This is a genomic window from Nocardia sp. NPDC050793 (genome assembly GCF_040654065.1).
In the GTDB taxonomy this organism is placed as follows: Bacteria; Actinomycetota; Actinomycetes; order Mycobacteriales; family Mycobacteriaceae; genus Nocardia.
The window spans coordinates 931681-953871 of the sequence record NZ_JBFAHG010000001.1 but is presented as its reverse complement, the minus strand read 5'-3'; the positions used below and the strand labels follow the sequence as shown (position 1 = coordinate 953871).

The window sequence follows — 22191 nt, the reverse complement described above, 5'->3', positions numbered from 1 at the left end:
GTCGCCCGGCGGGTGGGACCGTTTCTGTCGATCTCTCGCGGTCGATTCAGGCCCCGGCAAACGACCGCCGAGGGTGGACCACGGACCCGAATTTGCTCAGCTCCTCGCGGGGGATCAACGCACACGGGTCAACCGCGCGGACCCGCCGCAACACCTCCCAGCGCTGCTCGTCGGTCTCCGGCAGTGGACCAGTACGCGTCGCCCTTCGGCGTGAGCACTTCCTCCAGACATCCCGCCGACATCGCGGCGACGGCGACGGCAGCCGCGACCAGCGCGAACTCGCGCATCGTGGCGGACCCTTCGGTTCAGCTCGCCGGGAACAGTTCGGCGACGTGCTGCAGGACCTCCCGCAGGACCTCGGGATCGCGGCCCATCAGTCTTGCCACCGGCAACTGGCGGCCCATCGTCGTCTTCGGATCCGCCGTGCCGAACGCGGGGCCGACAATCACTGAGTACCAGTACGTCTCGGTGGTGCTGCGCCGGTCGTAGCCGCGATGGCCGTTCACCTCCAGCACGGGGGTGCCGCCCGTTGCGATCAGTTCGCCTTCGTAGGCGTACTGGAGATCGACATAGGAGCCCTTGTACTGGAACACGCACCCGAACAAATAATGCTTGGACGCGGGCGTCGTCGTCCCTAGGGAATCCAGGACCGCGCACGGATCCGCTCCGGACAGAACGGTTTTCGGCGTATCCGGTGACGTGCCCGCAGCCGGCGCGGTGCGTAGCACGTCGAGAGCGTTCGGCATCACCTTCTTCGCCAGTGCGCACGGCAACTGATCAGCGGGGGTCACCACGTTCACATTGAGCAAGACCGTGGCAGGGAACTGGCCGATGGCCATGCACGTCCGGGTCATCGAACCTTGCTCAGCGGCGCCCGCCTCTCGGTCGACAACCATTGTCGCGTCGCGGATTCGGGTCGGCGGTTCCGTTGTGTCCGATCCTTCGACGGGGTCGCGTGAGATGCCCAGCGACCAGAGCAAGATCGTGCTCTTGCCGAACTCGGCGGAGTCGAGCGTGGCCTCGCAGGTATCGATGGAGCGGGCCTCGACCTTCACCACGGTGCCGATCGCAGCGAGCTCCCCACGAGGGATGATGGCGCAGGGATCGATGCTGCGCACCGCGGCGATGACCGCGAGGTACTCCTCGTCGGAGGCGGGAGCAGTCGACCAGGAGATGACGGGCCCGGCGGGCGTGGTCGGAAGCTCGTCCTGGCAGGCCGCGACACCGAGCACGACTATGACGGCGGCGAAGGCCGTCGCGAACACGCGCAACACGCGTGAATCCCCCCTTTGCGCCGCGCCGAGTGCGCGACTTCTGGTGCAGAAGTCTGCCCGACTGTGCGGTGTGGGCCAAACGGTCCAGGTGGAAGCGGCCGGGTTCCAGGTGAGGTATGCGGAGTCGATGATCTGTTGTATCCCGGCCGCCTCGGCGGGCGCGGCACCGATTCGGTACCGGCAAACCGGCGCCGCGGGGTCGACCACGGGCGCTCGTCGCATCGGCGCCGACCGCTAACTACTGGCGATGGCTAACGGCTGGCGATCGATCGGCTCCGCGGGTGGACCGCTGCGCTCGGCCGCGGGCGGGTGCCGCACAATAGGTGCCGCGCGCGATGCGCTCATGGCGAATGGTCGTCCGTGACGTGCGCCGCAGCGACACAAGGTGTTGTGCTGCATGGAGTTCTGAGCCACTAGGAGTAGTGTTCAGTGGTAGGAACTCCGTGACGGCAGCGTGCTCGGGAAAGGTGTGGAGGCAGGATGAGACTGATCGATCGGGTATCGGCCATCAACTGGAATCGGGTGCCCGACGAGAAGGATGCCGAGGTCTGGGACCGGCTGACCGGCAACTTCTGGCTGCCCGAGAAGGTCCCGGTGTCCAACGACATCCCCTCGTGGAACACGCTGACCGCCGACGAGAAGCAGCTGACCATGCGGGTCTTCACCGGCCTGACCCTGCTGGACACCATCCAGGGCACCGTCGGCGCGGTGAGCCTGATCCCGGACGCGCTGACCTCGCACGAGGAGGCGGTGCTCACCAACATCGCGTTCATGGAGTCGGTGCACGCGAAGAGCTACAGCTCCATCTTCTCCACGCTGTGTTCCACCAAGGAGATCGATGAGGCCTTCCGCTGGTCCGAGGAGAACCGGAACCTGCAGCGCAAGGCAGAGATCGTGCTGGCCTACTACAACGGCGAGGACCCGCTCAAGCGCAAGGTGGCCTCCACCCTGCTGGAGAGCTTCCTGTTCTACTCCGGCTTCTACCTGCCGATGCACTGGTCCTCGCGCGCCAAGCTGACCAACACCGCCGACATGATCCGCCTGATCATCCGCGACGAGGCCGTACACGGCTACTACATCGGCTACAAGTACCAGAAGGGCCTTGAGCTGGTCTCCCAGGCCGAGCGCGATGAGCTGAAGAACTACACCTTCGAGCTGCTCTTCGAGCTCTACGACAACGAGGTCGAGTACACCCAGGACCTCTACGACGAGGTCGGCCTCACCGAGGACGTCAAGAAGTTCCTGCGCTACAACGCCAACAAGGCGCTGATGAACCTCGGCTACGAGGGGCTGTTCCCGAAGGACGAGACCGACGTGAATCCGGCCATCCTGTCGGCCCTCTCACCGAACGCCGACGAGAACCACGACTTCTTCTCGGGCTCGGGTTCGTCGTACGTGATCGGCAAGGCCGTCAACACCGAGGACGAGGACTGGGAGTTCTGACCCGCCACTCCTGATCGGGGCCCCGCCGGACGCGGGGCCTCGATTCGTTTTCCCGAGTTCGCGCGTCTCAGCGGCCCGGCGGCGGACCGCCTTTGCGGCCGGGCGGTGCGCCGAAACTGCCTCCGCTGGAACGGTTCTCGGATTTCGCGGCTGTCTCAGGCGGAGGGATCGGGCACGACCGCAGGATCGGTGCGGCGCGCGCGTGGCTGCTGTCGGACGCCGACAACAGCACGCCGGAAGAGGTCGAGCGCCGATCCCACCAGACGTGGACCCCGACCGTGACCATCGACGGCACGGATCAGGAGGCGCGGGTGGCTGGCTAATCCCATCGAGAAAAGCGGTCCGCCCGGTCACGGCCAGCGTGTCGTGGTGGACGCGAATTCGTGTCGCGGAGTGGGGGATTCGCGCACGATAGGTTGGACGAACGCCCAGCGTGGGCGGTCCGGCGGTGGTAGGGGGCCGAGGAGTCGGACGAGCCGTCAGTCGGTGACGTACCCGTTGAGCGTCTTCTGCAGATCGGTCAGCAGCGCGCGGGCCGCGGTGAGGCCGTCGCCGTGCCAGACGCTGTCTTCGACGGCGAAGACGCGGCGGTCGGTGGCGGCGCCGAGCTCCTTCCACTCGTCGCCGCGCATCACCTTCTCGCCCTGTTCCTTACCCGATTCACCGGCCAGGACGACGTAGACGATGTCGCCTTCGACCTTCGTGTCGAGCTCGCCGGACGCGACGTCGAAGGACACGCCGCGCTGGGCCGTTGGCCGCCGAACGCCCACGTCGGCCAGGACCTGGCCTGCGAAGCTGTTGGCGCCCTGGACCTGAATGGCGTCACCGGTGAAGCGGACGACCGACGCCTGACTCTGGTTGGCGGCGATAGCGGTGCCGATGTCGGCGGCCTCGGTGTGGAAGTTCTCCAGCGCGGTGGTCGCCGCGCCGCGCCGGTCGAGCCCCTCCGCGAAGGCGCCGAACTGGGCCTGCCAGCTGGCAGGAGCGCCGACAAGCACAGTCGGTGCGATGGCTCGCAGCGCGTCGAAAGTGGCCGCGCCCGAAGGCTGTTCGCCGATGATGACGTCGGGACGCAGCTCCGCGATCTTGGCGAGATCGGGCGCGACGGCGGTGCCGATGCTCGGAACCTTCAGCACGCCGGTGCCGAGGAACTCGGGCTGCGGACGCCCGCCGCCATCCACGGTCACCGCACCGACGACACGCTCCCACAGGCCGAGCGCACAGGTTGCGTCGAGCGCGGAGGTGGTCAGCACGACGATGCGCTGCGGATCGGCGGGTACCTCGGAGACCCCGGCGGCGTGGGTGACGCTGCGGGTGCCCGAGGGCTGATCGGGTGCGCTGGGCAGTGCGCAGGCTCGCGTCGTGTCACGCTCCAAGCCGACGACACTTGCGCCCGCGATGTTGGTGGTGGTGCGGATGATCGAACTCGCGTCGTCGGACTGGTTTCCGCAGCCGGCCAGCGCGGCGGCGCAGAGGGCCGCGACGGCGGCCGTGCCGTAACGGGTGGCGACAGTGCGGTTTCGGGTGCGAACGAGGGCGCTCACCGGCATGCCGGAGAGGGTACAGGCGTCGGAAGTCGCCGCCGAGGCGCGGGTGGCGGCCCGCGCCTCGGCGAACGAACCCGCTACCTCAGGCGACGTCGCCGCCGAGATGGAAGACCGCGCCGGTCGGATCGGCGACCGTGGCCATTCGTCCGTACGGGGTGTCCTGCGCGGGCGAGACGACTTTGCCGCCGAGCGCGACCGCCTGGGCGACCGCCTTGTCCACGTCGTCGGCGCCGAAATACACCGTCCAGCCTGCGGGAGCGCCCGGCGGCAGGAAGTCCGAGGCATCCATCACGCCGCCGAGCATCGGGCTGGTCGAGTGGATGGTCGTGTAGCGGAAGTCGGGTGCGCCGGGCATCTCGAAGGTGTCGGACCAGCCGAACACCTCGCGGTAGAACGCCAGGGACGCCTCGTACGCCCGGGTGTGCAGCTCGAACCAGGACGGCGCTCCCGCGTGATTGCGCCACCGGCCGCCCTCGACGATGGCCTCGGTCTCGGCTCCGCCGAACGTGCCGGCCTGCCAGACGCCGATGCCCGCGCCGTCCGGATCGGCGAGCACCGCCATCGTGCCGAGGTCGCCCACGTCCATCGGCTCCACGATCACGGACCCGCCGTGCGCCGTCGCGGCCGCGACGGTGGCACGGGCGTCCCGTGCGGACAGGTAGACGGTCCACCGATCCGGTCCGGTGTCGCCATCGTCCATCCTGCCCATCCCGCCCGCGACGGCCTTGCCGTCCTTGCGAAAGGTGAGGTAGCCGCCGAATTCCGCGCCCGCGCGGTCGACGGTCCAGCCGAACAGGTCGCCGTAGAAGGCGATGCTGCGTTCGGGATCGGCGGTGTAGAGGTCGACCCAGACGGGGTCGCCCGGCTTCGGGGTGGTCATGGACGGTCTCCTCACAGGTGACGAACGATTGTCATAGATAGAGACGGCCGCCACGGGAAGAACTCATCGGCGCACGCCACGGGAGATCCGGAGGTGTACCGCGGATGACCGGTGACCAACGAAATACGACGCAGAGTAGGACCCGTGCTGTCGGCCGTGACGGCACCGTTTACGATCTCAGGAGCGCAAGCGAACTGTCCGCTGTCTCGGGAACGGGATGAAGGCGAGCAGCGGAGCTCGCGGAGCGACCTAAAGGCACCTTCAGGAGGATCAGTGACTGCGGTAGAGCCCAGACCAGTCCCTCAGTTGGAAGCGACTCGACCGTATCCGGCCCGGACCGGACCCAAGGGTTCTTTCCTCTACAAGATGGTCACCACCACGGACCCCAAGGTGCTCGGCACCATGTACCTGGTGACCGCGATCAGCTTCTTCATGGTCGGCGGTCTGATGGCGCTGCTGATGCGTGCCGAGCTGGCGCGCCCCGGCCTGCAGTTCCTCTCCCCGGAACAGTTCAACCAGCTGTTCACCATGCACGGCACGATCATGCTGCTGTTCTACGCGACCGCGATCGTGTTCGGCTTCGCCAACATCATCCTGCCGCTGCAGATCGGAGCCCCTGACGTCGCCTTCCCGCGCCTGAACGCGTTCAGCTACTGGCTGTACCTGTTCGGCGGCACGATGGCGACCGCGGGCTTCATCACCCCGGGCGGCGCGGCGGACTTCGGCTGGACCGCGTACGTCCCGCTGAGCGACATCCTGCACTCGCCCGGCGTCGGCACCGACCTGTGGATCCTCGGCCTCGCCGTCTCGGGTCTCGGCACCATCCTCGGTGGCGTGAACATGCTGACCACCGTGGTCTGCCTGCGCGCGCCCGGCATGACCATGTTCCGGATGCCGATCTTCACCTGGAACATCGCCGTCACCAGCGTCCTGGTCCTGCTCGCCTTCCCGCTGCTCACCGCGGCGCTGTTCGGCCTGGCCTACGACCGCCACCTCGGCGGCCACATCTACGACCCGGCCTCCGGCGGCATCCTGCTCTACCAGCACCTGTTCTGGTTCTTCGGCCACCCCGAGGTGTACATCATCGCGCTGCCGTTCTTCGGCATCGTCTCGGAGATCTTCCCGGTGTTCAGCCGGAAGCCGATCTTCGGTTACACCACCCTGGTGTACGCGACCCTCGGCATCGCCGCGCTCTCCATCGCGGTGTGGGCGCACCACATGTACGCGACCGGCGCGGTGCTGCTGCCGTTCTTCTCGTTCATGACCTTCCTCATCGCGGTGCCGACCGGCGTGAAGTTCTTCAACTGGATCGGCACGATGTGGCGCGGTCAGCTGACCTTCGAGTCGCCGATGCTGTGGTCGATCGGCTTCCTCGTGACCTTCCTCTTCGGTGGTCTGTCGGGTGTCATCCTGGCCAGCCCGCCCATGGACTTCCACGTGTCCGACACCTACTTCGTGGTCGCGCACTTCCACTACGTGCTCTTCGGCACCATCGTGTTCGCCACCTTCGCGGGCATCTACTTCTGGTTCCCGAAGATGACCGGCCGCATGGTGGACGAGCGTCTGGCCAAGTGGCACTTCTGGGCGACCTTCGTCGGCTTCCACACCACGTTCCTGGTGCAGCACTGGCTGGGCAACGAGGGCATGCCCCGTCGCTACGCCGACTACCTGCCCACCGACGGTTTCACCGCGCTGAACACCATCTCGACCATCGGCGCGTTCGTCCTCGGCGCCTCGATGCTGCCGTTCATCTGGAACGTCTTCAAGAGCTACCGCTACGGCGAGGTCGTGACGGTGGACGACCCGTGGGGCTACGGCAACTCCCTCGAGTGGGCGACCACCTGCCCGCCGCCGCGGCACAACTTCTACGAGCTGCCGCGCATCCGGTCCGAGCGCCCCGCGTTCGAGCTGCACTACCCGCACATGGTGGAGCGCATGCGTGCCGAGGCGCACGTGGGCTGGGGCTCCGGCAAGCACGCCACCGCCGTCCACGAGGGCGAGCTGGTAAAGCACTAGCATTACAACGCGACGCGCATGCACCCGTTGACAACTCAGCGGGTGCATGCGCGTTTACCCTGCGTAGTGCGGCGTCGACGGCTCCCCCTATGTGGCCCGGCGTACACCTTGCTGCTTGCCGTCGCTGTGCTTCAGTGGCGATACGGTAGAGCCCAGGAACGCCGCCGATCGAACACAGACTTGGAGCGCACCGCCTTGGCCGACACCACCGTTCTCGTCACTGTCACCGGACCCGACCGGCCCGGTGTGACGTCCGTGCTGCTCGCGGCGATGTCGCGGCACCAGGTGAGCCTGCTGGATGTGGAGCAGGTCGTCATCCGCGGCCGGCTCACCCTCGGTGTCCTGGTCACCTGCCCGAACGATCCCGAAGAGCTCCAGGACGAGCTCGAGGAGGCGATGAACACCGTCGGCATGAACGTCGACGTCGAGGTGGGGGCCGCGATCGGGCGGGCGCCGATGTCCACGCACGCGGTGGTCGTTCTCGGTGCGCCGGTGACCGCGCGGGCGTTCAGCGCGGTGTCGCGTCAGCTAGCGACGCTCGGCGCGAACATCGACACCATCCGCGGCATCGCCGACTACCCGGTCACCGGCATGGAGCTGCTGGTCTCGGCGACCGACACGGGCGCCGACACCGACTCCAGGCTGCGCACCGCGCTGGCCGAGGTGGCGGTCGCCGAAGAGGTCGACGTGGCGGTGGAGCGGGCCGGGCTGGCGCGGCGGGCCAAGCGGCTCATCGTGTTCGACGTCGACTCGACCCTGATCCAGGGCGAGGTCATCGAGATGCTCGCCGCGCACGCGGGCGTCGAGGAGCAGGTCCGCCAGGTCACCGAGGCGGCCATGCGCGGCGAGATCGACTTCGCCGAATCGCTGCGCCAGCGCGTCGCGACCCTGGAGGGGCTGGACGAATCGGTCATCGAGGAGGTGGCCGACCGGATCGAGCTGACCCCTGGCGCGCGCACCACCATTCGCACGCTGCGCCGCATCGGCTTCCGCTGCGGTGTGGTGTCCGGCGGGTTCCGCCAGGTCATCGAGCCGCTCGCGCACGAACTCGAACTCGACTTCGTGCAGGCGAACACGCTGGAGATCAAGGAAGGCAAGCTGACCGGCCGCGTGGTCGGCGACATCGTCGACCGCGCCGCCAAGGCCACCGCGCTGCGCAAGTTCGCCGCTGAGGCCGGGGTGCCGATGGAGCAGACCGTCGCGGTCGGCGACGGCGCCAACGACATCGACATGCTCAATGCCGCCGGGCTCGGCGTCGCCTTCAACGCCAAACCCGCGCTGCGCGAGGTCGCCGACGCGGCGCTGTCGCACCCCTACCTGGACGCGGTGCTGTTCATCCTCGGCGTCACCAGGCACGAGGTGGAGGCAGCCGACGCGCGCGACGGGCTGATGCGCCGGGTGCCGCTGATCCAGTAGTCCGCGCGGCGCAACGTTTTTCGCCCAAGCGGCGTGCCCTCGGCAGCGTTCGTCAGGCGTGTACCCGCCTGCGCTCCGGCCGTGCGCGGGCGATCGACGGACCGTGTCCGACAGCGCCATTAGGCTGGTCGCGGAGTGATCGTTCGGTGATCGGAGGATGCGGTGCGAAAGTCCCTGGTTGTGCTGCTGCTCGGCGTGGCGCTCGCCGCGTGCGGAACCGACGACGGGCACGAGGAGCGCACGCAGGCAACGTCGACCGTGTCCACCCGCGCCGAACCTTCCGGAAACGTCGAGCCTTCGGGAGATGCCATGCACGTGACCGAGGCCGACAGCGGGCAACAGCGCTCGCTGCGCGTCGGCGGGCAATTGATCGTGACACTGCCCTCGAATCCGTCCACCGGATACGGCTGGCGGCTGGCGGCACTGGACCAGAGCGTGCTCCGGCCCGCGGGCGAGCCGGATTACCGGCCGGATGCCGACCGTCCGATCGCGCCGGGCTCCGGCGGCAGCGCGGTGTGGACGTTCGTCGGGAATGCCGCGGGCGTCACCGAGCTTGCATTGGAGTACGCGCGTCCGTGGGAGCACGGCGTCGAGCCCGCGCAGAAGTTCACGTTGAGGGTCGAGGTGAAGTGAATGAGCAGCCCGGACAGCGGCACCGTGGACGAATTGTCCACGGGGGAGGAGGGATTCCGCATCCGGCACGCGGAGCTCGCGCTCGGTTACGGTGGCGCGGGCGATTCCGACGACCCCGAGCAGGTGCAGGCCATGCAGATGGTGCTGTACCTGCCGAAGGCGGATCCGCCGCCGCGCAGCGCATTGCTCGCCGCCGCGGCGGCTTCGGCGGTCGCGCTGTGCCTTGACGAGCGGGTCGGCCCGGACGGGCCGTGGGCGCAACCGTATCTCGCGTGGAAGCGGTCCCGGATTCGCAAGGTGGCGCGGCGTGCCCGCGGCGCCCAGTGGCTGGCGGCGGGCGACGTCGACGGCGTCACCGTGGCGGTCGGCGGTGCGCAGGCGCGTGCCTTCGTGCCGAGCGCGGTCGGTGAGGTGGACCCTCGAATCAAGAAGCTACAGATCGGCGGCACCGATCTCGAGCACGACGAGCCCGGCCCGCCCGACCCGCATCTGCCTGTCCTCTGGGTGAATTCGGCGCTGGGCATGACGCTGGGCAAGAGCGCCGCGCAGGTCGGCCACGCAAGTATGCTGCTCGCGGCCGCATTGAGTCCCGAGGACGCCTACCGGTGGGCGGATCGCGAATTCCATTGCGCGGTACGCGAAGCCGATGTGGCGCAGTGGCGGGCGTGCACCGAGCGGGTGGCGGCGGGCGGCGCGGTGGCGGTGCGCGACGCCGGCTTCACCGAGATTGCTCCGGGTTCGCTGACGGTGATCGCCGTGCCGCCCGAGTCCTGGTGAACGGCGGCGGGGAGAGGCTGGAACCCGCGGCCGGTCGGCACACTGCACCGCGGCCGGGTGTGGGCGATGGGTATTTGGGTATCTGTGACGGAACGGGGCCTCGGCCTCGCCGTCTCCGGAGGATGTCATGACGACGCTGCTGTTGATTCTCGCCGGATGGGTGCTCCTTTCACTGCCGCTGGCGCTGATCGTCGCCAGGATGTTCCGCCCGCTCGGTGGGCCGCCGTCGGCTCGGCCGCGTGCCGCACGGGCCAGGCGGCGAACTGTCGTCGCGCGTTTGGCCCGTTCGGTGCGACCGATGTGGGTCGGTCGGGCAAACCGGGCGCAGGTGGGCCAAGATGGAGCGCGTGCCGCAACCGGATCCCGATCTGCTCATTGACTTCACCGACGTGACCGTCCGACGCTCGGGGCACACCCTCGTCGGTCCGGTCACCTGGCAGGTCGAGCTCGACGAACGCTGGGTCGTGCTCGGCCCGAACGGCGCGGGCAAGACCTCCCTGCTTCGCATGGCCGCCGCTGAAATGCACCCGACCTCCGGAATCGCCCACCTGCTCGGCGAGGTGATCGGCAAGGTCGACATCAACGAGCTACGGCCGCGCATCGGCCTCTCGTCGGCGGCGCTGGCCAATCGCGTGCCGCTGGACGAGAAGGTCAGCGATCTCGTGGTGTCCGCGGGATACGCCGTGCTCGGCCGCTGGCGCGAACGCTACGACGACGTCGACACCGACCGCGCCATCGACATGCTGGAAAGCCTGGGCGCCGAACACCTTTCCGACCGCACCTACGGCACCCTGTCCGAGGGGGAGCGCAAGCGGGTGTTGATCGCCCGCGCTCTGATGACCGATCCGGAGCTGCTGCTGCTCGACGAACCGGCGGCAGGCCTCGACCTCGGCGGTCGCGAGGAGCTGGTCGAGCGCCTCGGCGATCTGGCGGCCGACCCAGACGCACCGGCGATGGTGCTGGTGACCCACCACGTGGAGGAGATCCCGCCCGGTTTCACCCACGGCCTGCTGCTCAACGAGGGCGAGGTGGTCGCCCAGGGCCTGCTGACCGATGTGCTCACCTCGGAGAATCTCAGCGACGCCTTCCGCCAGGCCATCGCGCTGGACCGCGTCGACGGCCGCTACTTCGCCCGGCGCGCGCGGAAAGCGGGGCAGCACCGGTCCAGGTAGCGAGACGCCGGGGACTTCGTCCGGCTGCGCCGGTTATGGTGCAGGTGTGAGTGAGACAACGACGTCCCCCGGCGATCGGCCGCAGGATCCCCCGCCCGTCAAGGACGCGTCCACGGTGATGCTGGTGCGCGACGGGGCGAACGGTCCCGAGGTGTTCCTGCAACGACGGGTCGGGGCGATGGCCTTCGCCGCAGGCATGACGGTGTTCCCCGGCGGCGGCGTCGATCCCGCCGACAGCACCATCGAGATCGACTGGACGGGCGCCGATCCCGCCTGGTGGGCCGAGCGTTTCGCGACCACCGAACCGCGCGCCAAGGCGCTGGTGTGCGCGGCGGTGCGGGAGACGTTCGAGGAATGCGGTGTGCTGTTGGCGGGTCCGACGGCCGACACCGTCGTCGGCGACACCACCCCGTACCGCGACGCCCGCGGCAGGCTGGAGCGCCGCGAACTGTCCCTGGCCGCCTTCCTGGCCGAGGAGAAGCTGGTGCTGCGCGCCGATCTGTTGCGGCCTTGGGCGAATTGGATCACCCCGGTGGTCGAACCGCGCCGCTACGACACCCACTTCTTCGTCGCGGTCCTGCCGGAGGGTCAGCTGGCCGACGGCGCGACGACCGAGGCCGCCGAAGTGCAGTGGAGCACCCCGGCCGCGGCCCTCGACCGCTGGCGCGCCGGCACCGACATCCTGCTTCCGCCGACCTGGTCCCAGCTCGACGCCCTCAGCGGCTTCGCTTCGACGGCGGAGATCTTCGCGGCCGAACCGGTGATCGACCCGATCATGCCGGAGCTCGCCGAGGAGAACGGCGCCAAGGCGCTGAGCTTTCCCGGCAACGACCGCTACTTCGCCGATCTCCCGGAAACCGCCAAGCTCAGGGGTTCCGCCCGCGGGTAAGAGCTCCCCGCACACTTCCACGCGCCTCGCGGGGGCTGCACGCGCCGCGTGCACAAGATCTGCGAGGGCGTCGGGTCTGTTGCGGCATCGGTGATGCGGGACGCTGCGGGGGCGCGAGGTAGCGTGCGTGGCATGGCCGAATTCGTGACCCTGGAGCTGCCGGAAGGGGATGGTGCGCGGGGCGTCGCCGTCCTGCGGATCGCTCGTCCGCCGATGAACCTGCTCAACGTTCAGGTGGTGCGAGAAGTGGCCGAGGCCGCGCAGGCGGTCGCGGCGCATGCCGGCGTCGCCGCCCTGGTGGTCTACGGGGACGAGCGGGTGTTCTCGGCGGGCGACGATGTGGCCGAGCTGGCCGCGCTGGACGCCGACCAGGCCGCGGCCATGGCCGCCGACGTGCAAGCCGCGCTGGGCTGCCTGGCCAGGGTTCCGCAGCCGACCGTCGCCGCGATCAGCGGGTACTGCCTCGGGGCCGGGCTGGAGCTGGCGCTCGGCGCCGATCGCCGCGTCATCGGCGACAACGTCAAGCTCGGGCTGCCGCAGATCCACGCGGGACTGATCCCGCTCGCGGGCATCCGGCGGCTGTCGCTGCTGATCGGCCCCGGCTCGGCCAAGGATCTCGTGTACACCGGACGTTTCGTGGAGCCCGACGAGGCGAAGGCGCTCGGTCTGGTCGACGAGGTCGTCGCGCCGGACGACGTCTTCGCCGCCGCGCTGCGCTGGGCCGAACGCTTCACCGACGGGCCGGGACGCGCGCTGGCCGCGGCCAAGGCGGTGTTCGAGGCGGGCCCGCACGGTCTGGATCGCGCGCGCGGCGAATGGGCCGGGTTGTTCGGTACCGAGGATCGCCGGATCGGGACGGAATCCTTCGTCGCCGACGGGCCCGGATCCGCGGCTTTCGTCGGACGCTGAATTCGTCCGGACGGGCGTTGCGGGCGGCCGCCCGCACACAGACCGTTCGGTCTGCGCGGGGTGTGCCAGGAGATTGCCCTGATCGGAACAGGTTCTCCTCTGACCATCCGTCCAGCGGGTCGCGGAATGCCCGGGCCGACAGCGGGCTTCATCTGGGGATTTATGTAGGCTAGGCGACCATGACGGTACGTCCCGACGACCCCGCGCCGAACCCGCACGCCACCGAGGCCGAGGTCGAAGCAGCGCTCAAGGATACGAAGCTCGCCCAGGTGCTCTACCACGACTGGGAGGCCGAGACCTACGACGACAAATGGTCCATCTCCTATGACGAGCGCTGTATCGACTACGCCCGCGGCCGCTTCGACGCCGCGGTCGGCCCCGCGCCGCTGCCCTACGAGAAGGCGCTCGAGCTCGGTTGCGGTACCGGCTTCTTCCTGCTGAACCTGATGCAGGGCGGCGTCGCCAAGTCCGGTTCGGTCACCGACCTCTCGCCGGGCATGGTGAAGGTGGCGCTGCGCAACGCGGAGAACCTGGGTCTGGATGTGGACGGCCGAGTCGCCGACGCCGAGACCATCCCCTACGACGACGACACCTTCGATCTCGTCGTCGGTCACGCGGTGCTGCACCACATCCCGGATGTGGAGCTGGCGCTCAAGGAGTGCCTGCGCGTGCTCAAGCCGGGCGGTCGCTTCGTCTTCGCCGGCGAGCCGACCACCGCCGGTAACTTCTACGCCCGTTGGCTCGGCCGCATCACTTGGAAGGCCACCACCACCGTCACGAAGCTGCCCGCCCTGGCGGGCTGGCGGCGCCCGCAGGAGGAGCTCGACGAGTCCTCGCGCGCCGCGGCGCTGGAGGCGGTCGTCGACCTGCACACCTTCGATCCGCGCGATCTCGAAGCGATGGCCACGTCCGCAGGCGCCGTCGAGGTCAAGGCGAGCACCGAGGAATTCGCCGCCGCGCTGTGGGGCTGGCCGGTGCGCACCTTCGAGGCGGCCGTGCCCGCCGAGAAGCTCACCATGGGCTACCGGATGGCGATGTACCGGGCGTGGCTCGGACTGAGCTGGGTGGACGAGAACATCATGCGTCGCGTGGTGCCGCGCCAGTTCTTCTACAACGCCATGATCACCGGCGTGAAGCCGGGCGCGTCCGCCAAGTAGGTGGGCTACCGCTTCGGTCGCGCGGACATCGCGTTCCTCGCCTGCGCGGCAGGACGCGCCGCGCTGGCCGAGGTGGAGCGGCTGGAGCTGACGTCCGCGACGCACCTGCGCGATATCGAGCGGGTGCGTCGCGATCACGGTGAGCACGCCGCCGCGCTCGTGGAAACCGTGCGGCTGCGGCGCAAAGCCGCCGCCAAACTGCACGGCGCAGGGGACTGGCTCTTCACCGACGACGCGCTCCAGCAGGCGACGCCGACGCCGGTCGCCCGCCATCGGGCGGCCCGGCTGGCCGGCCGGGCCGTGCACGACGTCACCTGCTCCATCGGCGCCGAACTCGTCGAACTGGCCGAGGTGTGCCCCGCCGTCGTCGGCAGTGACCTCGACGAGGTGCGGTTGGCGATGGCCGCGCACAATCTCGGCTCCCGCTGGGCGCCGCTGTCCGGCGGCGATCCGGCCGGGCCGCGAAATGTGCTGCTGGCCAAGGCCGATGCCGTCGTGCCGAGCAGCACCGGCACGGTGATCGTCGCCGATCCGGCCCGTCGCGCGGACGGCCGCCGCACCCACGACCCGGCCGAACTGCAACCTCCGCTGCCCGATCTGCTCGACGCGTACGCGGGCCGCGACATCGCCGTGAAGTGCGCGCCCGGATTGGATTTCGACCGCCTGGACTGGCACGGCGAGATCGAGGTCGTCTCGCTCGACGGCGCGGTGCGCGAGGCCTGCCTGTGGTCGGCGGGCCTGACCGAAGCCGGTGTCGCCCGGCGCGCGACGGTGCTGAGTTCGCGCCGCGATCCCGAGGTGCTCACCGACGCCGAGCCGGACGAACTGCCCGAGCGCTCGCCGGGCGAGTGGATCATCGATCCCGACGGCGCGATCGTGCGAGCCGGGCTGGTCCGGCACTACGCCGCGAGACACGGTCTGTGGCAACTGGATCCGCACATCGCCTACCTCACCGGCGATGCGGTGCCCGCGGGCGTGCGTGGCTTCCGTATCGCGGACCGGCTCGAGCTGCGCGAGAAGACACTGCGCCAGGAGCTGGCGCGCCGCGAGTGCGGAGCGCTGGAGATTCTGGTGCGCGGCGTGGACGTCGACCCGGACGCGCTGCGCAAACGACTGAAGCTCAAAGGCAGCGCGCCCTACACCCTGGTGATCACCCGCATCGGCCGCACCGCGACGGTGTTCCTGTGTACCGCGCGCGCCGCGTCGTGAGCGCCCGCGCAGTTCAGGCCTAGGACTCCAGCTTCTTCACGATCCGCTGCACCGTCAGCCAGGTGCGAGTGGTGATGTCCTTGCCGTAGGTCCTGTCCAGCCAGGCCATGAAGTCGGGCGTCTTCGGCGTGCTGTTGTCGATGACGGTGAGGAAGGCGCGTGCATCGGCGTCGTACCCGATGATCCGGGTCAACTCGTCGCCGGTGTCCGGATGCTCGACGTTCGGGCTCTGATCCTTGAAGAAGGTCACCGTGAGATACGAGCCGCGCTCGTGGGTGAGACCCTCGAACGGATCGCGATCCAGCAGCTCGCGCAGTTCCTCGTAGCTGCGCACGATGGTGCCGCCGGGAATCCCGAGTTCCCGGTTCAGCGCCTGCTGGATCCGGTCCTCCAGCGCGGCCGCATCGGTGTCGGCGCAGCGGAATACCACGTTGCCGCTGGACAGGATGGTCGCGACCTTCTCGAATCCGAGCCCTTCGAACACCGCGCGCAGCTTCTCGTTGCGCATGTTCGGGTTGGTCGGCATGATCCCGCGCAAGAGCGCCGCGTACCTGTTCATGCCGACGACCGTACTCGAGCGCACCGACGGCTTCCGTCGAACGCCACGGCGAACTACGCCTCCTGGGTGACGCCGTTCTTCTTGCGTTCGATGTCCTCCAGCGCGGCGATGTACTTCGCCCGCTCCTCGGCGCCCGCCTCCCAGGTCGCCTTGCGGTTCTTGACCACCTTCGCGGGCGCGCCGACGGCGATGCTGTAGTCCGGGATCTCGCCCTTGACCACCGCGTGCGCGCCGAGCACGCAGCCGCGGCCGACGCGGGTGTCGCGCAGCACGGTCACCTTGGCGGCGATCCACGTGTCGGGGCCGATCCGGACCGGGCTCTTCACGATGCCCTGATCCTTGATGGGCATCGTGATGTCGTCCATCTTGTGGTCGAAGTCGCAGATGTAGCACCAGTCGGCGACCAGGGTGGATTCGCCGATCTCGATGTCGAGGTAGGTGTTGACGACGTTGTCCTTGCCGAACACCACCTTGTCGCCGATCCGCAGCGAGCCTTCGTGGCAGCGGATGGCGTTGCCGTCGCCGATGTGCACCCAGCGCCCGATCTCCATCCGGCTCAGCTCGGGGGTCGCGTGGATCTCGATCCGGCGGCCGAGGAACACCATGCCGCGCAGCACGATGTGCGGGTTGGCCATCTTGAACTTGAACAACCGGTAGTAGCGGACCAGATACCAGGGCGTGTAGGCGCGGTTGGCGAGCACCCAGCGCAGCGACGCCATCGTCAGAAATCGCGCCTGCTGCGGATCCCGGCGGCGCGAACCCCGCCACCGTGAGCGCAACGGTGCGCCCCACATGCTCGTCACGAACCGTTCTCCCGTCGTGTTCCCCGGGCGGCGACCCGAGGGTCCGTCATTGGCTACACAGCGTACTTTCGTGCCGCATCACCCTGGGCTCTACCCTCACGTTCGCCGGACGAGACGTTCCCCGGCGTTCACGGAGAGGCAACCTCGTCACGCAAGCCGACCACCGTCTCGCGCGAGTCTTACGAGCGCCGTTCGCGGTCCGTCCGGCGCCCGAGCGGCCGCTGCGCATGCGAGCCGCCGCCGGCGCGGCCGCTCGAGCGCGAGATACCAGGGGGCCGCGAACACACCGTCCGCAGGCGCGGCGGATCCAGCACCGGCTAGTCTTGCGAGCGGCCATCGACCAGAGGGGAGAACAGCAGGTGCGAACCGGTAGCGTGCGGGCTGTCGCGACACAGCCGCGATCCCGGGTGCGTGCGGTGGCCGCGCTGGCCGCTCTGAGCACGCTGGCTCTGACCGCCTGCGGCACCGACGTCGACGATATCGCCGTCGGCCCCGGCAAGGGGTGGCCCGCCGCGCATCACGACGGTCGCAACAGCGGCGTCAGCCCCGTGAGCGGCGCGCGCTCGCTGACGTTGAGCTGGTCCAGACCCGCGGCGGGGCCCATCGAGCGGCCGGTCACCATCGGCGCCGAGGGACAGCTGTTCCTGACCACCCGCACCGCGAACGGGTGCGCCATCCTGTCGTTCCAGATGCCGACCGGTCGCAAGCGATTCTGTGATGTGCTCGGCCCCAACGCGATCTCGTCGCCGACGGCCGTCGACGGCGTCAGCAACGTATACGTCGGCGACGACGGCGCGGTGAACTCCATCAACTACCTCGGTCAGCCGCGCTGGCGCACACCCGTTGCCGGGGTTCCGGTTTCGGTGCAGTTCACCGGTGACAGCAGGCTGCTCACCATCACCCAGTCCGGTCAGGTGGACGTGCTGGACCGGCAGACGGGCCAGCGGACGGTGCCGACCGTTCAATTGCTCGGCGAGCCCGACTTCATCGAGAACCCCGACCTGACCCGCCCTGCCTCGGGCCATGGACTCGACGACTGTGGCACCGGCGGCCCGCAGTGCCCGATCGCGAACATCTCGGCGATCGACGGATCCACCGGCCGGTTCTACGTCACCGTGTGGCAGCCCGGTGCGCCCAGCGCCGCGCTGATCGCCTTGCGCTACGCCGACAACAAGATTCAGCAGGAGTGGCGCGCGGAGATACTGACCGGGGGCAGCGCAACCGGTCCCGCCCTGTCCGCCGACGGCGGCACCGTCTACGTCGGCGACAACAGCAAGCGGCTGATCGCCGTCGACGCCGCCGACGGTCGCACCAAGTGGGTGCGACCGCTGGGATTCGTTCCCAGCGGCGGGATCTCGGTCTCCGGCGACGGCCTGATCATCCCGGCGGGCGACGAGGGTTACCTGCTCGCCCTGCGCGACACCGGTGAAGGCGCCGAGATCGCCTGGGAGCGCAAGGATCTCGCGCTGCGCGGCGCGCCGGTGCAGACCGCGGGCGACACCGGCTACACCGCCGCCGCGATCGGCGACGGCCTGAACCTGATCACCTTCGACACCGGCACCGGCGCCACCATCGATTCCGACGTCCTGCCCGGCGCGAAGGGCACCACCACCGGCACCTCGGTCGGGCCCGAGGGCGAGGTGGTGGTTGCCACGCGTATCGGCGAGGTCTTCGTCTTCCAGCCGGAGTAAGGCGCGTACCGCCGCCTTCGTTCCGGCCACGCGCGGTCTTCGGACGGACTGCGCCGGTCAGAGCGGGTTGTTCGGATCCCGTTCCGGCAGTGGGCGTTCCACGATGACCGGCCTGCCGAGCGGATTGCGCACGCGGCGTTTGGCCGCCGAGTACACCTGCGCGGTCTCGGCGGCGACGACGTCCCAGGCGAAGTCGGCGGTCAGTCGTTCCCGCGCGGCGTACGCGCGGTCCTGCGTGGCGACGGGGTCGTCCAGCGTGGCGCGCACCGCCTCGACCAGGCCGTCCACGTCGGCGGGTTCGAAGGACGCGCCCGTGACGCCGTCGATGACCGCTTCGCCGAGTCCGCCCGCCGTCGAGGTGATCAGCGGGGTGCCCGCGGCGGCCGCCTCCAACGCCACGATACCGAACGGCTCGTAGCGGCTCGGCAGCACGATGGCGTCGGCTCCGTGCAGCCAGCCGAGCAGTTCCTGATGACCGAGCTGGCCCGCGAAGGTGACTGCGCGCGCGACGCGGTGCACCCTGGCCCGTTCCCGCAGCCATTCGAACTGGGTGCCGACGCCCGCGACGGTCAGCGTGGTGCCCGGGTGGGCGCGGCGGATGCGGGGCAGCGCGGCGATGGCGTCCTGCACGCCCTTCTCGTACTCGAGCCTGCCGACGTAGAGCAGCCGGGGCGGGCCGGAGCGGGGGGAGCGCGGCCGGAAGGTCCACGCTCCCACGTCGATGCCGTTGCGGATGACCGTCATCGGGATGCGCTCGGGACCGTAGAGGCGCTGCACTTCGTCCTGCATCGAGGTCGAGCAGGTGATCAGCGCGTCGGACTCGTTGGCGAGCCACCACTCGACGGAGTGCACCTGCTTGTTGACTTTGCCCGCGACCCAGCCGCTGTGGCGGCCCGCCTCGGTGGCGTGGATGGTCGAGACGAGCGGCACGTCGAAGTACTCCGCCAGGGCGACGCCGGGGTGGGCCACCAGCCAGTCGTGCGCGTGCACGACGTCGGGCGTCCAGCCGTCACCGATGCCGGGCTTGCCGAGCGCGACGCCCGCGCGCACCATGGCGTGCCCCATGGCCAGGGTCCACGCCAGCATGTCCTCGCCGAAGTCGAAGCACGGCGGATCCTCGGCGACCGCGACCACCAGCACGCCGTCCTCGATGAAGGAGTGCGTGGGATGCGTCGACGAGTCGGTGCCGGAGGGGCGGCGGGACAGAACGACCACCTCGTGGCCCGCCGCGGCGAGCTCGGTGGCCAGGTGATGTACGTGGCGACCCAGCCCACCGACCACAACCGGTGGGTACTCCCACGACACCATCAAGATTTTCATGCAAGTCCTTCTCAGGCAGGGCCTTGTCGGTCAGGGCCTTCTGCGGCTTGGCCTTCGGGGGCCGGGCCCAGGTTCCCGGTGGGGTCGGTACTGGGGAGCCGTCGCGCATCCAATCCGGGAAAGAATCCGTCGGCCGCGTACCATCCTGCCGCCAACTGCCGCGCTTTGGCGACTTGACCCGCGCCGACCGCCGCCGCGATTTCCCTGACGGCATGCGCGTGCTGGTGCGCCCGCTCCCGCGCGTAGCCGGCCGCGGAGTCCTTGCTGACCATGAACGCCCAGTCGCTGGACACCGTCAGGATCGCTTCGCGCAGCAACTGATCCGCGACGGGATCGCGCAGCGCGAACGAGTTTCCGGCGCGCATCTTGTCCAGGGTGTCCAGCGCCAGCCGCACCACCTCGTCGTTGAGTTCGACGAGATCGCGCACCTGGTCACCGGCCCACACCCGCCAGTCCTTGCCGGAGCCCCAGGACGAATCGGTCAGCTGCACGGGCGCACCGACGTATCCGCGTTCCCGCGCGTCGGCCAGGGTGCCGACGGTGACGCCCGCCTCCGGCAGCGCGCGCAGCACCTGGGCCAGCCACTGCGGGCCCTCGTGCCACCAGTGCCCGAACAGTTCGGTGTCGAAGGCGGCCACCACGAGAGCAGGGCGGCCGATGCGTTCGGATTCGGCGACCAGCCGCTCGCGCACCGTCCGCACGAAGTCGTCGACGTCGCGCACCACCGCCGCGGCCGCCAGCTCCGGGTCGTAGGGCGCCTTGTCGGGCCCGGCGACCGTCTTGCCGGTGACGCGGGACGGTTTGAGACCTGTCGCGTGGTCGTAGTGATGAAAGTCACGGTACGCCGCCTGGCCGGGATAGCCGGACTTGGGCGACCAGACCCGGTAGCTCACCGCGAGATCGCGTCCGAACGCCACCACATCGGAGTCGCGCACCGGACGTCCGAGGCTGCTGTCGCCGCGCAGGGCGGGACCGTCGACCATGAAATGCGTCACACCGGCGGCCGCGTAGCCGAGTTCCATGCCCGGGGTGTATCCGCACTCCGGCGCCCAGATGCCGGTCGGGGTGTGACCCCAGCGCCTGCGGGCGTCGGCCAGTCCCTCGCGCAGCTGGAAGTCGCGCAGTCGCGGGTCGAGCAGCGGTTGGAACGGGTGCGCGAGCGGACCGCCGAGCAGCTCGATCGTCTGCGCGTCGACGAGCTCGCGCCAGACCGGCGCGGCGCCGTGCCGCCAGCGCTGCTCGAACTCGGTCAGTGCCGCGGCGGCGAGCCGGTGTTCGTGCCTGCCGAGCGCGACGTTGCCCGCCATGGCGGCCTCGTCGGCGCGCAGCTGCCAGTTGCCCAGCCAGTGGTGCATGCCCGCCGAACAGTGCGGGTCGTCCAGCTGGGCCGCGAGCACCGGCGTGATGCCGAGGCTGAGCAGATGCGAACGCCCTTCCGCCGCAAGGGTTCTCAGTACCTCGACGACGGGCAGGTAGGAAGCGGCCCAGGACTGGTAGAGCCATTCCTCGCCGACCGGCCAGCGGCCGTGGTGGGCCAGCCAGGGCAGATGGGAGTGCAGGACCAGGGTGAACTGGCCGGGTACCGCGTTGTCGGTCAACGTTTCACCGCGATGGCCACGAGGTCGAGGCTGGCGTCGATGTCCTCGGTGATGAGGTCGAAGTCGTCGATGGACACCGCGGCCACGTCGGCGGTCAGCTCGGCGGGCCACGGCTCGCCCGCGAGCGCGCGCTCGATCTGCGCATCGATGAACGAGCCACCGTGCTTGGCGTCCAGCGCTTTCAGCGTCGCGCCGTGGTGCACGCCGGTCATCAGCGCGACCTCGAAACCGGCGTCGACCAGCAGTTCGGTGAGTTCGTCCGCGTTCAGCTCGCGGGTGTGGAACGGATTGAGCGGGGTGTCGCGGCCGGGCGAGAAGGTGATCCGGTTGGGCGTGCTGATCAGCAGCTCGCCGCCCGGCCGCAGGACGCGCAGGCATTCCCGCAGGAACTGGCCCTGATCCCAAAGGTGCTCGATGACCTGGAAATTCACCACCACGTCGACCGAGGCGTCGTCGAGCGGCAGGGCGGCGAGGTTGCCCTGGATCATCTCGACGCGCGGGTAGCGCGCCCGCACGTGCGCGACCGCGCTCGCGTCGTAGTCGAGGCCGATCACCTTGGTGGCCGCACCGGCGATCATGTCGGCGCCGTAGCCTTCGCCGGAACCCGCCTCGAGCACGGTCTTTCCGGCGCACCGGTCGAGCAGCCGGGCGTAGACGATCTCGTGCCTGCGGAACCAGTAGTTCTCCTCGGCGATGCCGGGTACGGTGCGCTCGCCGGTCAGCGGCAAAGGTTCGACGGCACCGGCGTTTTCCGTAGTCATGACCCTCGGGTCGCCCACTGCGGCAGGGATCACAGCCTCGCTCATCACACCGACGTTACTGGTAAGGGTCGCGCACGATATCGCCCGGACCGGTGTACTGAGAGAGAAGCCACTAAGTTACCCACGAGTAACTTAGC

General features: G+C 69.3%; 20 protein-coding genes. 11 read left to right on the top strand and 9 right to left on the bottom strand.

Translation table 11 applies throughout. From position 1 onward, the window contains the following. Nucleotides 1-128: 128 nt before the first annotated feature. Together AB0H50_RS04330 and AB0H50_RS04325 are read right to left on the bottom strand one after the other, a co-directional pair. Nucleotides 129-287 carry a hypothetical protein gene (locus AB0H50_RS04330; protein ID WP_357446481.1) on the bottom strand — a complete coding sequence of 53 codons (159 nt, stop codon included), beginning with the start codon at nt 285-287 and terminating at the stop codon, nt 129-131. Between the two features lie 18 nt (nt 288-305). Beyond that, complete coding sequence (locus AB0H50_RS04325) at nt 306-1274, bottom strand: hypothetical protein (protein ID WP_357446478.1); 969 nt, start codon at nt 1272-1274, stop codon at nt 306-308. 480 nt (nt 1275-1754) lie between these two features. Here AB0H50_RS04325 and nrdF point away from each other — a divergent pair, with 480 nt between their 5' ends. Further along, nucleotides 1755-2717 (top strand): class 1b ribonucleoside-diphosphate reductase subunit beta, encoded by a 963-nt coding sequence (nrdF, locus tag AB0H50_RS04320; protein ID WP_357446475.1) that lies wholly within the window; start codon nt 1755-1757, stop codon nt 2715-2717. Between the two features lie 479 nt (nt 2718-3196). Here the strand turns inward: nrdF and AB0H50_RS04315 are convergent, their stop codons facing one another. Both AB0H50_RS04315 and AB0H50_RS04310 read right to left on the bottom strand, forming a co-directional pair. After that, complete coding sequence (locus AB0H50_RS04315) at nt 3197-4267, bottom strand: ABC transporter substrate-binding protein (RefSeq protein WP_357446472.1); 1071 nt, start codon at nt 4265-4267, stop codon at nt 3197-3199. Between the two features lie 79 nt (nt 4268-4346). Next, a complete protein-coding gene (locus AB0H50_RS04310; protein WP_357446469.1) occupies nt 4347-5144 on the bottom strand; it encodes a VOC family protein in 798 nt (265 codons plus the stop codon). Nucleotides 5145-5417: 273 nt separating this feature from the next. Between AB0H50_RS04310 and ctaD the strand changes: the two genes are divergently transcribed. The 9 genes from ctaD (at nt 5418) to AB0H50_RS04265 (ending at nt 15322) form a co-directional block, all read left to right on the top strand. Further along, a complete protein-coding gene (ctaD, locus tag AB0H50_RS04305; protein WP_357446466.1) occupies nt 5418-7160 on the top strand; it encodes a cytochrome c oxidase subunit I in 1743 nt (580 codons plus the stop codon). A gap of 195 nt (nt 7161-7355) precedes the next feature. Continuing rightward, a complete protein-coding gene (gene serB / locus AB0H50_RS04300; protein ID WP_357447280.1) occupies nt 7356-8576 on the top strand; it encodes a phosphoserine phosphatase SerB in 1221 nt (406 codons plus the stop codon). Nucleotides 8577-8738: 162 nt separating this feature from the next. Then, nucleotides 8739-9209, top strand: a complete 471-nt coding sequence (locus tag AB0H50_RS04295; RefSeq protein WP_357446463.1) for a protease inhibitor I42 family protein — start codon at nt 8739-8741, stop codon at nt 9207-9209. Continuing rightward, a complete protein-coding gene (locus AB0H50_RS04290) occupies nt 9210-9986 on the top strand; it encodes an aminoacyl-tRNA hydrolase (RefSeq protein ID WP_357446460.1) in 777 nt (258 codons plus the stop codon). It abuts the gene before it with no gap. A 338-nt stretch (nt 9987-10324) separates the two neighbouring features. Beyond that, entirely contained in the window at nt 10325-11158 is an 834-nt protein-coding gene (locus tag AB0H50_RS04285) for an ABC transporter ATP-binding protein (RefSeq protein WP_357446457.1), read from the top strand. Between the two features lie 118 nt (nt 11159-11276). Beyond that, the gene (locus AB0H50_RS04280) at nt 11277-12047 is read left to right on the top strand and encodes an NUDIX hydrolase (protein WP_357447277.1); all 771 of its coding nucleotides are present in this window, start codon (nt 11277-11279) and stop codon (nt 12045-12047) included. Between the two features lie 132 nt (nt 12048-12179). Further along, complete coding sequence (locus AB0H50_RS04275) at nt 12180-12956, top strand: enoyl-CoA hydratase-related protein (protein ID WP_357446454.1); 777 nt, start codon at nt 12180-12182, stop codon at nt 12954-12956. Nucleotides 12957-13135: 179 nt separating this feature from the next. Further along, entirely contained in the window at nt 13136-14113 is a 978-nt protein-coding gene (locus AB0H50_RS04270; protein ID WP_357446451.1) for a class I SAM-dependent methyltransferase, read from the top strand. Then, on the top strand, nt 14114-15322 hold the full coding sequence (locus tag AB0H50_RS04265; RefSeq protein ID WP_357446448.1) for a class I SAM-dependent methyltransferase: 1209 nt from the start codon (nt 14114-14116) through the stop codon (nt 15320-15322). Nucleotides 15323-15341: 19 nt separating this feature from the next. Here AB0H50_RS04265 and AB0H50_RS04260 read toward each other — a convergent pair whose 3' ends face one another. Both AB0H50_RS04260 and AB0H50_RS04255 read right to left on the bottom strand, forming a co-directional pair. Continuing rightward, nucleotides 15342-15881: a DUF1697 domain-containing protein gene (locus AB0H50_RS04260; RefSeq protein ID WP_357446445.1), complete on the bottom strand. Its 540-nt coding sequence runs from the start codon at nt 15879-15881 to the stop codon at nt 15342-15344. A 53-nt stretch (nt 15882-15934) separates the two neighbouring features. After that, a complete protein-coding gene (locus AB0H50_RS04255) occupies nt 15935-16684 on the bottom strand; it encodes an acyltransferase (RefSeq protein WP_357446442.1) in 750 nt (249 codons plus the stop codon). 359 nt (nt 16685-17043) lie between these two features. Here AB0H50_RS04255 and AB0H50_RS04250 point away from each other — a divergent pair, with 359 nt between their 5' ends. Continuing rightward, nucleotides 17044-18375, top strand: coding sequence for a PQQ-binding-like beta-propeller repeat protein (locus AB0H50_RS04250; RefSeq protein ID WP_357446439.1), 1332 nt, complete (start codon nt 17044-17046; stop codon nt 18373-18375). Nucleotides 18376-18432: 57 nt separating this feature from the next. Here AB0H50_RS04250 and AB0H50_RS04245 read toward each other — a convergent pair whose 3' ends face one another. Genes AB0H50_RS04245 through AB0H50_RS04235 form a run of 3 tightly spaced genes read right to left on the bottom strand, consistent with a single transcriptional unit; the run spans nt 18433 to nt 22054 of the window. Next, a complete protein-coding gene (locus tag AB0H50_RS04245; protein ID WP_357446436.1) occupies nt 18433-19695 on the bottom strand; it encodes a glycosyltransferase family 4 protein in 1263 nt (420 codons plus the stop codon). Between the two features lie 11 nt (nt 19696-19706). Further along, nucleotides 19707-21293, bottom strand: coding sequence for a glycoside hydrolase family 57 protein (locus tag AB0H50_RS04240; protein ID WP_068057608.1), 1587 nt, complete (start codon nt 21291-21293; stop codon nt 19707-19709). Then, nucleotides 21290-22054: a class I SAM-dependent methyltransferase gene (locus AB0H50_RS04235; protein ID WP_357446433.1), complete on the bottom strand. Its 765-nt coding sequence runs from the start codon at nt 22052-22054 to the stop codon at nt 21290-21292. Before AB0H50_RS04235 ends, AB0H50_RS04240 begins: the two co-directional genes overlap by 4 nt. Between the last annotated feature and the right edge of the window lie 137 nt (nt 22055-22191).